Genomic DNA, 13,974 nt, shown 5'->3' with positions numbered 1-13,974 from the left:
ATGCGCCCCGAACTGGATGCAGGGGTGCGAAGCACTGTACTGGAAGCGTTCATGATCTGGATTGATTACGTCATTATTGCGGTAGTTGGTTTTTCGGCTCTGGTCAGCCTGATTCGCGGGTTTGTCCGGGAAGCCTTATCTCTTGTTACCTGGGGATGCGCGTTTTTTGTCGCCAGTCATTACTACGCCTACCTGGCAGTCTGGTTTACAGGTTTTAACGACGAACTGGTTCGCAACGGCATCGCAATTGCGGTGTTATTCGTTGCCACCCTGATTGTGGGTGCCATCGTGAACTATGTGATCGGCTCGCTGGTTGAGAAAACCGGCTTGTCGGGAACCGACAGGGTGTTGGGGGTCTGTTTCGGGGCGTTACGTGGCGTGCTGATTGTTTCCGCCATTCTTTTCTTCCTTGATACATTCACCGGCTTTTCAAAAAGCCCGGACTGGCAACAGTCTCAGCTCATTCCCCAGTTCAGTTATATCATCAGGTGGTTTTTTGATTACCTGAAAAGCACGTCAAGTTTTTTACCCCGGTGACACCATCGGGAGTGCGGCTAATGAGGAAATGACAATATGTGCGGTATTGTTGGTATCACCGGTTTTATGCCAGTAAACCAGTCGATCTATGACGCGTTAACGGTGCTGCAGCACCGCGGACAGGATGCCGCCGGCATTTGTACTATCGATGCGCTGAACTGCTTCCGTCTGCGCAAAGCAAATGGTCTGGTCAGCGACGTGTTTGAAGCGCGCCACATGCAGCGTTTGCAGGGCAATATCGGTATCGGCCACGTGCGTTACCCTACCGCCGGCAGCTCCAGCGCCTCTGAAGCGCAGCCATTTTACGTTAACTCCCCTTACGGTATTACGCTGGCGCATAACGGCAATCTCACCAATGCGCATGAGCTGCGCAAACAGCTGTTTGAGACCGGTCGCCGTCACGTTAATACCACCTCCGATTCAGAGATCCTGCTCAACATTTTTGCGCAGGAGCTGGATCGCTTTCAGCACTATCCGCTCGATGCGGAAACCATTTTTGCCGCGGTAGCGGCAGTGCATCAGCAGGTGCGTGGCGCTTATGCCGTGGTGGCGATGATTATCGGACACGGTATGGTGGCGTTTCGCGATCCGAACGGGATTCGTCCACTGGTGCTCGGCAAGCGCGACATGCAGGATGGCCGCACAGAGTATATGGTTGCCTCGGAGAGCGTGGCGCTGGATACGCTGGGATTTGAGTTCATTCGTGACGTTGCGCCGGGTGAAGCGGTCTATATCACTGAACAGGGCCAGCTTTCGACCCGCCAGTGTTCAGAGGACCCGAAAAGTAATCCCTGCCTGTTTGAATATGTCTATTTTGCCCGCCCGGACTCTTTCCTGGATAAGATTTCCGTCTATAGTGCGCGCGTGCGCATGGGCACCAAGCTCGGGGAAAAAATTGCCCGGGAGTGGGAAGATCTCGATATCGACGTGGTGATTCCGATTCCGGAAACCTCGACCGATACCGCGCTGGAGATTGCGCGCATCCTGAACAAGCCCTACCGTCAGGGATTTGTGAAAAACCGCTATGTGGGCCGTACCTTTATCATGCCGGGCCAGCATCTGCGCCGCAGCGCCGTTCGCCGTAAGCTCAACGCCAACCGTGCAGAGTTCCGCGATAAAAATGTGCTGCTGGTGGATGACTCTATCGTGCGCGGTACGACCTCTGAACAGATTATCGAGATGGCGCGCGAGGCGGGTGCTAAACGGGTTTATCTCGCGTCGGCTGCACCGGAGATCCGCTTTCCAAACGTCTATGGCATCGACATGCCAAGCGCTACCGAGCTGATTGCCCATGGCCGTGAGGTGGAGGAGATCCGCAAGCTGATTAAGGCGGATGCGCTGATCTTCCAGGATCTGAACGATCTGATCGAAGCGGTACGCGAAGAGAATCCGGACATTGAGCAGTTTGAGTGCTCCGTCTTCAACGGCGTTTACGTCACTAAGGATGTGGATCAGCAATACCTCGAGTATCTGCAGTCGCTGCGTAACGACGACGCCAAAGCGCTGCAGCGTCAGAACGAAGTGGAAGGGCTGGAGATCCATAACGAAGGCTGATTGAGCTTTTATCCGGCACTCCCGCGGGGCAGGCGAAAGTCTGCCCCGTCTGTTTTGCGCTTTTTCACCGGGCGCCAGCGCATTTTTGCCTGTGGCAGGCTATCATTGCCGATTCTGAACAGAGTAAGGCAGAGTTATGAAACGTCTCATCGTGGGTCTTTCCGGCGCCAGCGGCGCAATTTACGGCGTGCGGCTGCTGCAGGTGCTGCAATCGGTGCCGGAAGTGGAAACCCATCTGGTGATGAGCCCGGCAGCGCGCCAGACGCTGGCGCTGGAAACTGACTACAGCGTGCGGGATGTGCAGGCGCTTGCCAGCGTGGTGCATGACGTGCGGGATATCGGGGCAAGCATCTCTTCCGGCTCATTTAAAACGCTGGGTATGGTGATCCTGCCGTGCTCAATGAAAACGCTCTCCGGCATTGTACACAGCTACAGCGACAGCCTGCTGACGCGCGCCGCTGACGTCGTGCTGAAAGAGCAGCGCCGCCTGGTGCTCTGCGTACGCGAAACCCCGCTGCACGTCGGTCATCTGCGTATGATGACCACGGCGGCTGAACTGGGCGCGATGATCATGCCGCCGGTGCCGGCTTTCTATCACCGGCCGCAGCGTATTGAGGATTTGGTCGACCAGACGGTTAATCGCGTGGTGGATCAGTTTGATATCACGCTACCGGAAGATCTGTTTATGCGCTGGAATGGCGCATAAACGTTGCGCGCTGCACAATGGATGTGCAAATTCGCGGTGTCGATCACTCTTCGTGCATAATCTGCACTAAAAGTTAGCAAACTCTCTTTTTCTTCTGCATCCCGCTGTTATATTCCCTTCATAACGAACTCTCTGCGTCCCGTTACGACGCTCTCGTTAGCGCGCCTGCATGCTGCATCGCCAGCTCTGAGACCTGGCATGAAAACTGCAATCCATTCAGCGCAAAACACACATCACACCACATAACAATAAGCACGTCACTTGAGGGTAAACTATGAAAAAGCGAGTTCTGGCTCTCTCCCTGCTGCTGGCAATGACCGGCACCGCCAGCGTTTTTGCCGCAGTACCGCAGTCGCTGCGTATCGGGACCGATCCAACTTACCCGCCGTTTGAGTCAAAAAATGCCCAGGGCCAGCTGGTGGGGTTTGATATCGACCTTGCCAATGAGATTTGCAAACGCATTCAGGCCAAATGTACCTATGTGGAAAGTGATTTCGATGCGCTTATTCCGTCGCTGAAAGCGAAAAAAATTGATGCCATTATTTCGTCGCTCTCTATCACCGAAAAGCGTCAGGAGGAGATTGGCTTCTCGGAAAAACTCTATGCGGCTAACGCCCGTCTGGTGGCGGCAAAAGGCTCTCCGCTGCAGCCAACGATTGAATCGCTGAAGGGCAAAAATATCGGTCTGCTGCAGGGTACCACGCAGGAAACCTATGCGAATCAATACTGGCGGCCGAAGGGCGTTACCGTGACGCCTTATGCAAATCAGGATCTGGTCTATCAGGACCTGAACGCCGGACGCATTGATGCCGCTTTCCAGGATGAAGTGCAGGCGAGCGAAGGCTTTCTGAAGCAGCCGGTAGGCAAAAACTATGCGTTTGCTGGCCCGGCGGTGAAAGATGACAAAATCTTTGGTGTAGGCACCGGCATGGGCCTGCGCAAAGATGACAGCGATCTTAAAGCCGCCATCGATAAGGCGTTTAATGAGATGCGCAAAGATGGCACCTACGACAAGATTGCGAAAAAATATTTCGATTTCAACGTCTACGGTGACTGATCGACCTGTTTCCTGATACTGCGGGTTGAGTGACAGGAACCGGGGCCATAACTATTCACTCCGGGCGCTTACTTATGTAAACTCCCGGGGTTCATACGCTTGCCGCTATCCTTCCGTGATTCATATCCCTGGTCAGGACTGTCCGCTATTTCCCGGGCAGCGTGTGTTATTTTCCTCTCACGACAGGATCGAAATCATGTTGTACGGCTATTCTGAAGTCATTCTCAAAGGCACGCTGGTGACGCTGGAGCTGGCGCTGAGCGCCGTGCTGCTGGCGGTTATCCTCGGCCTGCTCGGGGCGGGTGCCAAACTGTCGCGCAGCCGGCCGCTGGCCATCATTGCGGAGGGGTACACCACCCTGATCCGCGGCGTGCCCGATCTGGTGCTGATGCTGCTGATCTTTTACGGGCTGCAGATTGCGCTCAACGCGGTAACTGACGCGCTGGGCCTGGCGCAGTTTGATATCGACCCGATGGTGGCCGGTATCATTACCCTCGGGTTTATCTACGGCGCCTATTTTACTGAAACCTTTCGCGGCGCGTTTCTGGCGGTGCCGAAGGGACAGATTGAAGCCGCTACCGCCTTTGGTTTTACCGGCTCGCAGACGTTCCGGCGCATTCTGTTTCCGGCCATGATGCGTTTTGCGCTGCCCGGCATCGGAAACAACTGGCAGGTGATCCTCAAGGCTACCGCACTGGTGTCGCTGCTGGGGCTGGAGGATGTGGTCAAAGCGACGCAGCTGGCGGGCAAGAGTACCTGGCAGCCGTTCTACTTTGCCATTGTGGCAGGGGTGATCTATCTGGTGTTTACCACGCTTTCTAATGGCGTGCTGTGGTGGCTTGAGCGCCGCTACTCGGTCGGGGTAAAAAGGGCAGAATTATGATTGAGATTATTCAGGAGTACTGGAAACAACTGCTCTGGACCGATGGCTATCGCTTCACCGGCGTAGCGATCACGCTGTGGCTGCTTATTCTTTCGGTCGTGCTCGGCGGCTGTCTGGCTGTGATCCTGGCCATCGCCCGCGTATCACCCAACCGGTTTATCTCAACCCCGGTCTGGCTGTTTACCTATGTGTTTCGCGGCACGCCGCTCTACGTCCAGCTGCTGGTGTTCTACTCCGGCATGTATACGCTGGAAGTGGTGAAAGGATCTGAGCTGCTGAACGCCTTTTTTCGCAGCGGTCTGAACTGTACGCTGCTGGCATTTACGCTGAATACCTGCGCCTACACCACTGAAATCTTTGCGGGCGCCATCCGCGCCGTGCCACATGGCGAAATTGAAGCGGCGCGCGCCTACGGTTTTTCAACCGTAAAGCTTTACCGCTGCATCATTTTGCCCTCCGCGCTGCGTACCGCGCTGCCCGCATACAGCAATGAAGTGATCCTGATGCTGCACTCCACCGCGCTGGCGTTTACTGCGACCGTGCCGGATCTGCTGAAAATCGCGCGTGATATTAACTCGGCTACCTATCAGCCGTTTACCGCGTTTGGGCTCGCTGCCGTGCTCTATCTGATTATCTCTTATGTGCTGATTAGTCTGTTCCGCCTTGCGGAGCGCCGCTTTCTGGCACATGTGAAACCCTCTTCGTCGCACTGAGTATCACTATGGCTGAAAATAAATTACAGGTTGCCGAACTGCACAAACGTTACGGTGAACATGAAGTTCTGAAAGGCGTCTCACTGCGCGCCAATGCCGGCGATGTGATTAGCATCATTGGCTCTTCCGGCTCCGGGAAAAGTACGTTTTTACGCTGCATTAACTTCCTCGAAAAGCCGAGCGAAGGGGCTATCGCCGTTAATAACGAACAGATTGCGCTGGTGCGCGATACCGACGGCCAGCTGAAAGTGGCGAACAAGGAGCAGCTGCGCTCGCTGCGCACGCGCCTCACCATGGTGTTTCAGCACTTCAACCTCTGGAGTCATATGACGGTGCTGGATAACGTGACGGAAGCACCCATTCAGGTGCTCGGTCTGAGCAAGGCGGAAGCGCGCGAACGGGCGATCAAATATCTGGATAAAGTCGGGATTGATGCGCGCGCGCGGGCAAAATATCCGGTACATCTCTCTGGCGGCCAGCAGCAGCGCGTCTCCATTGCCCGTGCGCTGGCAATGGAACCGGAAGTGCTGCTGTTTGATGAACCGACCTCAGCGCTCGATCCCGAGCTGGTAGGCGAAGTCCTGCGTATTATGCAGAAGCTGGCGGAAGAGGGAAAAACCATGGTCGTGGTCACGCACGAGATGGAATTTGCCCGCCACGTCTCAAACCATGTGATTTTCCTGCATCAGGGAAAAATTGAGGAAGAGGGGACGCCCGATGAGCTGTTTGGCAATCCAAAGAGTCCGCGCCTGCAGCAGTTCCTGAAAGGCTCGTTAAAATAGGCTGCTGAGCCGTAGCGGCGCAATTCATGGCGCGCTTGTTTGCCATTTTGCGATTAACCCGGCGCGATAAATCGCGCCGCTACGTATTGCAGAAGCGTTTTAATCACCCGCCAAGCAACTTCAGCGCCGTGTCTTCGTCGGTCACTAGCCCGGAGATCCACCCACCCAATAGCGCGGCGCGAATGGCCGGATATTTCCGTGCGCTGCCGGCAAAGCCGATAATCTTCCGCTGCGTCTGGCTCTCCAGCAGCACGCTGGTGAGCAGCGCATCGGTTTCGCCCCACACCCGCTCGCCCTGCTGATTAAAGAAATGGCCAAGCATCTCACCCACCACGCCACGCGTGTTAAGCTCTCTGACCTGCACATCGGTAATAAAGCCTTCGGCATTTAGCGGACAGCCCGGCTGCACTTCACCAATGCCAACAAACGCAACGTCTGCCTGCAGGGCGCGCTGCGTCACGCGCTGATAGACCTGATGCTGCACCCACATGGTTTTGTCTTCTGGCGTGTCGGCATAGAGCGGCGCGGGGATAAAAAAATATTTGCCCTGCATTTTCTCAGCCATCTTTAGCGGCACGTCGTAACGCGTACCGGAATCATCGCGCGCAATCGCACCAATCATCGACACGCACTGATGCTGTGGTCGTTCAATCCACGGCAGCGCGTCGATCATCGAACGCAGCGTTTTGCCGGATCCAATGCCGAACACCTGCGGCTGCTCCTCGCTGATAAACTGGCTCATCACTGAGGCCCCTTCAACGGCCAGCATCTGCTGAATAGCGTCATCCTCCAGGCGGGCAGAAGGCACCACCCGACACAGCTCAAGACCAAATTTCGTCTGCACCTCGTGCGCCAGTTGCAGACAGTGGGTAACCGGATGATCGATTTTGACGCTGACCATGCCCATTTCCCGTGCGCTGGACACCAGCCGCTGCGCCACCTGACGCGATAAGCCGAGCGCGCGCGCAATCTCCTGCTGTGTTACGCCAGCGACGTAATACATCCATGCCGCTCGCGCCGCCAGCTCCTGTTTTTTCTCTTCTCTGCTCATCACGCGCTTCCGTCGAAAACTGAAGCGTCAGTTTATCGCGGAATCAGACGCAAGCGCTAATCGGGCAAAAGCCCTAAATGAGAGCAAATGTATTAATTGTGATGCATCTCGCAGAACCAAATGTTAGCCGCCGACTATGCTACGTCGCATCGGGCAAATGCCCTTCGCAGTGGCAAAAGTTTACTTTGAGGCGATTATGACAACGAATTTGGTATGGATGCACATCGGTGCAGGCTCCTTCCACCGTGCCCATCAGGCGTGGTATCTGCACAAGCTACGTGAGCAGGGTGATGAGAGCTGGAGCATTGCGCTGGGCAACATCCGCAATGATGCAGCAGCACTGCTTAATCAGCTACAGGCGCAGAACGGTGAATATGTGCTGGAGACTGTCACGCCAGAGGGCGAGCGCGCGTATGAAACCATCACCTCGCTGCGCAAAATCCTGCCGTGGGACAGTGACATCAGTGCGCTGGTCGCCCAGGGCGCAGAGGCGCACACCCGCGTGATCAGCTTCACCGTGACCGAAGCCGGTTACTACCTGACGCCAGAGCATGAGCTAGACCTGGCGCAGCCGGACGTACAGGCCGATATTCACGGTGAAATCCGCACGCTGTACGGCGCGCTAACGCGGATTCTGCAGCAGCGTATGGCCAGCGGCGGCGCAGCGGTTACGCTGCTGAGCTGCGATAACCTGCGCCACAACGGAGAGCGTTTCCGCCACGGCTTTCTCTCGTTCCTGGCGGCGAAAGGCGATATGGCGCTGGCGGCCTGGGTGCGTGATAACACCACGTCGCCTGACACCATGGTAGACCGCATCACACCGCGCCCGACATCCGATGTGGCGGAACGCGTCAGGGCCGCTACCGGTAAGGAGGATGGCGCGGCCGTGATGGCTGAATCCTTCATTCAATGGGTAATCGAAGACAATTTCATCGCCGGTCGCCCGGCGCTGGAGAGAGTGGGCGTTGAGCTGGTGGACACGGTGTTACCGTGGGAAGAGGCGAAAATACGCATTCTCAACGCCACGCACGCGGCGATTGCCTGGGCGGGCACGCTTACCGGACTGAACTACATTGACGACAGCACGCGCCAGCCGGCGATTTATCAGCTGGCGCACGACTACATCACTCAGGATGTTATTCCGTCGCTCACGCCGAGCCCGCTCGATCTCGCCGATTACCGCGATGTAGTACTGGCGCGCTTCAGTAATCCGTACATTAAAGACACCAACCAGCGCGTCGGCGCGGATGGCCTGTCAAAAATCCCTGGCATGGTAACGCCGACGCTGCGTGAGACCTGGCAGCGCGGCGTGGAGCCCGCCGCCACGGCGGTATTGCCGGCGCTGTTCTTCCTGTTTCTGCAGCGCTGGGCCGCTGACGATCTGCCTTATACCTATCAGGATGGCGCGTTGCAGGCAGAGGCATTGCATCAGCAATTTGCGGCCGCCGATGCGCTGGACGTGTTTATCCGCGACAAAGCGCTGTTTGCTGAACTGGCGGATGATGCGGCATTTCACACGCTAATGCACCGTACGGTGGCGAATCTGCAGCGCTGGCTGAAACAGCCTGAACAGATGCTGGCAGCGGTATAAGGAGCGTGTGATGTATCTCGGCATTGATATTGGCACCTCCGAACTCAAAGCGCTGATCGTCAACGCGCAGGGCGACATTGTGGCTTCCAGCCATGCCACGCTTAGCGTGCAGCGTCCACATTCGCACTGGGCTGAGCAGGATCCGGAAAGCTGGTGGCAGGCGTGCGAACAGGTGCTGGCCGCACTGCGACAACAGGTGCCGGATGCCTGGCACGCCATCCGCGCCATTGGTCTCTCCGGCCAGATGCACGGCGCAGTGCTGCTGGATGCAGACGGCCAGGTATTGCGCCCGTGCATACTGTGGAACGACACACGCAGCGCCGCCGAGTGCGAGACGCTGCGCACCCGACATCCGCAGATGATGCACATCAGCGGCAACATGATCATGCCGGGCTTTACCGCCCCCAAACTGCACTGGGTGGCTGAGCATGAACCCGCGATCTTCCGGCGCATCGCGAAAGTGCTGCTGCCGAAAGATTATCTGCGCTGGCGGCTCACCGGAGCATTCGTCAGCGAGCCGTCCGATGCGGCGGGCACGCTGTGGCTGGATGTGGCACAGCGCGACTGGTCAGATGAACTGCTGGCGATAAGCGGACTGACGCGCGCGCAACTGCCCACGCTGGTGGAGGGAAGTGCAGTCAGCGGCACGCTGCGTGAAGATGTTGCCCGCGCCTGGGGCTTGTCCGCCACGGTGAGCGTGGCAGGCGGCGGCGGTGATAACGCGGCCTCTGCGGTAGGCGTTGGCGCGGTTAATCCCGGCGATGCGTTTATCTCACTCGGCACATCCGGCGTGATCTTCGTGGTTAACGACCGTCTGCAGGCCGATCCACAATCTGGCGTGCACGCTTTTTGCCACGCGCTGCCGGGGCGCTGGCATCAGATGAGCGTGATGCTAAGTGCTGCCAGCTGTCTGCGCTGGCTGTGCCAGCTGTTATCGGTGAGCGAGAACCAGCTAATGGCAGAGATGGCAGAACTGAGCGCGGAGCAGTGCCGCCGCGCACCGCTGTTTTTGCCCTATCTCTCGGGTGAACGCACACCGCACAACGATCCTGATGCCTCAGGCGCCTTCTTCAATCTGCGTCACGAAACGCCGCGTGCGCTGCTGGGCTATGCGGTGATTGAAGGCGTAGCGTTTGGCCTGGCGGACGGACTGGCGGTGCTGGGCGATGCGCAGCGACAAATTACCCAGTGCAGCCTGACCGGCGGCGGCGCGCGCAGCACGCTGTGGGCACAGCTGATTGCGGATGTGCTGCAGCTGCCGATCGTCACTCATCCAGCCAGCGCCTCGGGCGCTCTTGGGGCCGCGCGTCTGGCCTGGCTCAGTGCCGGCGGCAACGAGCAGCAGGTATGCCTGAAACCGGCGGTTCAGGCGCGTTACCAGCCCGATGCGGCGCGCGGTGCGGTGCTACAGCAGCGCCTGCGCCTGTTCCGCGAACTCTACGCTCAACAACAGCAGGCACGCGCGCTGCTGCCTGCCTGACGGCTTACTGAACAGAGGAAGATGGTGATGCAAGCGAACGATTACTGGTTTGGCTTACCGAAAAAAATGTTCCGGGGCTTCCTCGCGATTGCCATCTTTATGGCGGGCGACGGCTTCGAAATGGCGTTTCTCTCCCGCCATATTACTGACATGGGCTTCACGCCGGGCCAGTCGGCGCTGGTGTTTACCTTTTACGGACTGGCGGCGGCGCTGGCGGCCTGGGCTTCCGGCGTGGTTGCGGAGTTGATTACCCCGCAACGTGCAATGCTGATTGGCTTTGTGCTGTGGATAGTGATGCACACGCTGTTTATGTCGCTCGGTCTTGGCCTGCGCAATTATCCGCTGATGGTGCTGTTTTACGGCATTCGCGGGCTGGCTTATCCGCTGTTCATCTACTCCTTCATGATGATGCTGGTGCAGGTATTGCCGCGCGAGAAACTGGCTGCCGCCACCGGATGGTTCTGGGCGATGTATTCGGTCGGCATTGGAGTGGTTGGCAGCTATCTGCCCAGCCTGACTATCCCGATGCTGGGTGAAACCGGCACGCTGTGGCTGGCGATTGGCTGGGTAGCGGCAGGCGGCGTACTGGCCTTTTTCAGCCTGCGCAATGTGCCGGTGGACCGTTCGCGCGTGAATCTGCCACTGCGTGACAAAATGACCGAAATGTCACGCGCAGTGACTATTCTGTTCACCAACCAGCACGTGTTTTACGCCTGTCTGATTCGCATCATCAATACGCTATCGTTGTTTGGTTTTGCGATTATCATGCCGCTGCTGTTTGTTGATCGTCTCGGCTTTACCATCTCTGAATGGTTGCAGATTTGGGCAGTGTTCTTTTTTGTCACCATTTTCACCAACATCTTCTGGGGCATCATCGGCGAAAAAATTGGCTGGATCCGCCAGGTGCGCTGGTATGGCTGCCTCGGTATGGCGATCTCCAGCCTGGCGTTTTACTACCTGCCGCTGTATGCCGGCCACAATTTCTGGGTCGCGCTGATTCCGGCGGTGATGCTGGGGATTTTTGTCGCGGCATTTGTGCCAATGACCGCCGTGTTCCCGACGCTTGAACCGCATCATAAAGGCGCAGCCGTTTCGATTTACAATCTGTCGGCAGGCCTCAGCAACTTTGTGGCACCGGCGATTGCTTCAGTTATGTTGCCGTTCTTCGATATCGTCGGCGTGGTATGGGCGTATACCGGGCTGTATGTGTTTGCCGGCGTGCTGACGTTTATTATTCGCGTGCCGCAACCGGGACACACCCGGGAAGCATCCGCAGTGAAATCACGTATCGCGCAGCAGCGCAGTTGAGCCTGTACGAAAAAGTGCACTATTTGAATATCCGCAGGTTATTGCCTCAGCTAAGCGGCACGTTAAATCTGCAGGCTTCGCTTGAACTCAGCGTACTGGCTGTCAGGCTTAGCCGTGTCAACCGCGAAATAACCCGGAGGAAAGATGTCGCGCTTTGCAGAGTAAGTGGTGGTGATCACCGGAGCCGGCATGGGTGCCGCAGCGGCAATATGGGCGCGTCGATATGCTGGTTAACAACGCCGTTTGCCCTGGCTTTGCTCTCACCGATCTTACCGAAGAGATAAAAAGAGATGAGGCGCTGCATTAACGCTTCTATGATCGCATTCTGCAGCGCCGCGCTGGTGAGCCGTAAGATACCGCTAGCGCAACTGCTTTTATCGCCAGCGATGACGAGCGTTATATCACCGGCGTTAACCTGCCGGTCGACGGAGGTCTGACGGCGTCGAATAGCCAGTCGAAGCAGGCCTGAGCCGCTTCGATGGTTATGGACGGGGCGGTGATCCCGCCACATCCTGCAGCGCCTGCTGTAAATCATACCAGCGAAAGGTAAAGCCGGACGCCTCCAGCCGTTTGGGCAGCACATGCTGACCGCCCAGCACCAGCACTGCTGATTCACCCATCATCAGTTTGATGGCGGCCGCCGGCGTGCGCATAAAAGCGGGCCGGTGCATGACCTGTCCCAGCGTCGCGGCAAACTGTTCGTTACGCACCGGATAGGGGGCAACCATGTTGAACGGACCGCGCAGCGACGGGTGATCCATCAGCCAGATGATGGCATCGATCATGTCATCAATATGGATCCACGGCAGATACTGTTTGCCGCTGCCAATCGGCCCGCCCACGCCAAGACGAAAAGGCAGTTTCATCTTTTCCAGCGCACCGCCCTCACGCGCCAGCACAACGCCGGTACGCAGCAGGCAGACCCGGGTTTGCTCGCTCTCGGCCTTGAGCGCCAGCTGTTCCCAGCGCGCGCACAGCGTATGGGTAAATTCATCCTGACCGGGATCCTCTTCGGTCACAATGACCTCGCCGCTGTCGCCATAGAAGCCAGTGGCTGAACCGGAGATTAGAAACGCGGGAGGAGTACTGCTGGCGTGGATCAGTGAAACCAGCTGTTCAGTGATTTGCCAGCGGCTTTCGCACAGCTGCTGCTTCTGGCTGGCGCTCCAGCGCTTATCAGCGATAGGTTCGCCAGCCAGATTTATAATGCCCTCTATGCCATTAAGGTCGGACTGCTGATCGAGTCCGGACCAGAGCCTGACGCGCTCATCGAGTTTTTCCCGCGCGGCTGCCACGTCACGCGTCACTACATTCACCTGATGCCCGAGCTGCAGCAGTCGCGGGATCAGGTGGCGGCCAATCAACCCGGTGCCGCCGGTAATCAGTAATTGCATCGTGAGCCTCCCTGTAAATTATTATCTGCTCAGCATTGAGCATAGAAGAGAAGCGGAGAGTGAGTGTGACAGCGCCTGCAGCGTGAGGGAAAAAGCGGCCCTGAGGCTGCCGGAGAGGCAAAGATCCGACCAGCAGATTATTGCCTTAGGTGAAAAAAGCCGGTAAAGATGTGGCACCCCGGCTGCTTATGCTGAGGCTGGCGGGATCGGGCAAAGCACGCTAAGCGCTTGCGACAGTGATAAGAACGCTTTACCTTACGCGCATTCTGATAAAGCAATAAAAAAACCGACGCGTGCCGCGCACGCTGAAACGTCAAAAGGGTTACGGATGGTGGATCAAACGGCAGATGACGCTATTGAGTGGGTGGATATCGTCAGCGAAGAGAACGAAGTGATTGCGCAGGCCAGCCGGGCACAGATGCGGGCACAGTGTCTGCGCCATCGCGCCACCTATATCGTGGTTCATGATGGTATGGGCAAGATCCTGGTACAGCGTCGCACAGAAACCAAAGATTTCATGCCCGGTATGCTGGATGCCACCGCGGGTGGCGTGGTGCAGAGCGGTGAAGAGATGCTCGAATCTGCACGGCGCGAAGCGGAAGAGGAGCTGGGGATCGCGGCAGTACCCTTCGCTGAACACGGCAAATTCTACTTTGAAGATCAGCACTGCCGCGTCTGGGGCGGGCTGTTCAGCTGTGTTTCTCACGGTCCGTTTGCGATGCAGGAGAGTGAAGTTGATGAGATTTTCTGGATGACGCCAGAAGAGATCACGGCGCGCTGCGATGAGTTTACCGACGATTCACTGAAAGCGCTTTCGCTGTGGCTGAGCCGTAATAGCGATGCAGCACGCAGCAAGCAGAACAGCGAAAGCTGACCGCTGCATCTGCACGACGCGAAAAAAAAGCATGCGCCTGGCGC

13 protein-coding genes and 1 pseudogene are annotated in these 13,974 nt (G+C 57.2%); 12 read left to right on the top strand and 2 right to left on the bottom strand.

Going from position 1 to position 13,974, the window contains the following annotated elements; all coding sequences use genetic code 11:
* The first annotated feature begins 51 nt into the window (after nt 1–51).
* From cvpA to hisP, 7 genes are all read left to right on the top strand, one after another.
* Complete coding sequence (gene cvpA, locus C1Y41_RS08325) at nt 52–537, top strand: colicin V production protein (RefSeq protein ID WP_039379104.1); 486 nt, start codon at nt 52–54, stop codon at nt 535–537.
* 36 nt (nt 538–573) lie between these two features.
* Nucleotides 574–2,091 carry an amidophosphoribosyltransferase gene (purF, locus tag C1Y41_RS08320; protein WP_094111116.1) on the top strand — a complete coding sequence of 506 codons (1,518 nt, stop codon included), beginning with the start codon at nt 574–576 and terminating at the stop codon, nt 2,089–2,091.
* A gap of 136 nt (nt 2,092–2,227) precedes the next feature.
* The gene (locus C1Y41_RS08315; RefSeq protein WP_039379099.1) at nt 2,228–2,797 is read left to right on the top strand and encodes a UbiX family flavin prenyltransferase; all 570 of its coding nucleotides are present in this window, start codon (nt 2,228–2,230) and stop codon (nt 2,795–2,797) included.
* Between the two features lie 274 nt (nt 2,798–3,071).
* Entirely contained in the window at nt 3,072–3,854 is a 783-nt protein-coding gene (gene argT, locus C1Y41_RS08310) for a lysine/arginine/ornithine ABC transporter substrate-binding protein ArgT (RefSeq protein WP_039379096.1), read from the top strand.
* A gap of 196 nt (nt 3,855–4,050) precedes the next feature.
* A complete protein-coding gene (locus C1Y41_RS08305; protein ID WP_039379095.1) occupies nt 4,051–4,737 on the top strand; it encodes a histidine ABC transporter permease HisQ in 687 nt (228 codons plus the stop codon).
* The gene (locus C1Y41_RS08300) at nt 4,734–5,450 is read left to right on the top strand and encodes an ABC transporter permease (RefSeq protein ID WP_039379094.1); all 717 of its coding nucleotides are present in this window, start codon (nt 4,734–4,736) and stop codon (nt 5,448–5,450) included. The genes C1Y41_RS08305 and C1Y41_RS08300 overlap by 4 nt, the downstream gene beginning before the upstream one ends.
* An 8-nt stretch (nt 5,451–5,458) precedes the next feature.
* On the top strand, nt 5,459–6,232 hold the full coding sequence (hisP, locus tag C1Y41_RS08295) for a histidine ABC transporter ATP-binding protein HisP (RefSeq protein WP_039379092.1): 774 nt from the start codon (nt 5,459–5,461) through the stop codon (nt 6,230–6,232).
* A 103-nt stretch (nt 6,233–6,335) separates the two neighbouring features.
* On the opposite strand, the gene C1Y41_RS08290 is transcribed toward hisP, so the two are convergent.
* Nucleotides 6,336–7,283, bottom strand: a complete 948-nt coding sequence (locus tag C1Y41_RS08290) for a sugar-binding transcriptional regulator (protein WP_104085232.1) — start codon at nt 7,281–7,283, stop codon at nt 6,336–6,338.
* Nucleotides 7,284–7,479: 196 nt separating this feature from the next.
* Here C1Y41_RS08290 and dalD point away from each other — a divergent pair, with 196 nt between their 5' ends.
* The 4 genes and pseudogenes from dalD to C1Y41_RS20435 form a co-directional block, all read left to right on the top strand.
* Nucleotides 7,480–8,874 (top strand): D-arabinitol 4-dehydrogenase, encoded by a 1,395-nt coding sequence (gene dalD, locus C1Y41_RS08285; protein ID WP_104085363.1) that lies wholly within the window; start codon nt 7,480–7,482, stop codon nt 8,872–8,874.
* A 10-nt stretch (nt 8,875–8,884) separates the two neighbouring features.
* Nucleotides 8,885–10,354, top strand: a complete 1,470-nt coding sequence (xylB, locus tag C1Y41_RS08280) for a xylulokinase (protein ID WP_104085231.1) — start codon at nt 8,885–8,887, stop codon at nt 10,352–10,354.
* 27 nt (nt 10,355–10,381) lie between these two features.
* Nucleotides 10,382–11,662: an MFS transporter gene (locus tag C1Y41_RS08275; protein WP_039379086.1), complete on the top strand. Its 1,281-nt coding sequence runs from the start codon at nt 10,382–10,384 to the stop codon at nt 11,660–11,662.
* A 235-nt stretch (nt 11,663–11,897) separates the two neighbouring features.
* Nucleotides 11,898–12,131: pseudogene (locus C1Y41_RS20435) on the top strand (SDR family oxidoreductase); the annotation flags it as partial.
* Between the two features lie 13 nt (nt 12,132–12,144).
* Here the strand turns inward: C1Y41_RS20435 and C1Y41_RS08265 are convergent.
* Nucleotides 12,145–13,056, bottom strand: coding sequence for a TIGR01777 family oxidoreductase (locus tag C1Y41_RS08265; RefSeq protein WP_039379083.1), 912 nt, complete (start codon nt 13,054–13,056; stop codon nt 12,145–12,147).
* A gap of 328 nt (nt 13,057–13,384) precedes the next feature.
* On the opposite strand from C1Y41_RS08265, the gene yfcD reads away from it, so the two are divergent.
* The gene (yfcD, locus tag C1Y41_RS08260; protein ID WP_039379079.1) at nt 13,385–13,930 is read left to right on the top strand and encodes an NUDIX hydrolase YfcD; all 546 of its coding nucleotides are present in this window, start codon (nt 13,385–13,387) and stop codon (nt 13,928–13,930) included.
* Nucleotides 13,931–13,974: the final 44 nt, after the last annotated feature.

It is taken from the genome of Pantoea sp. ICBG 1758, assembly GCF_002928325.1.
Classification (GTDB): domain Bacteria; phylum Pseudomonadota; class Gammaproteobacteria; order Enterobacterales; family Enterobacteriaceae; genus Pantoea; species Pantoea eucrina.
Note: the sequence above shows the minus strand (reverse complement) of the source record. Positions and strands in the feature narration are given on the sequence as shown.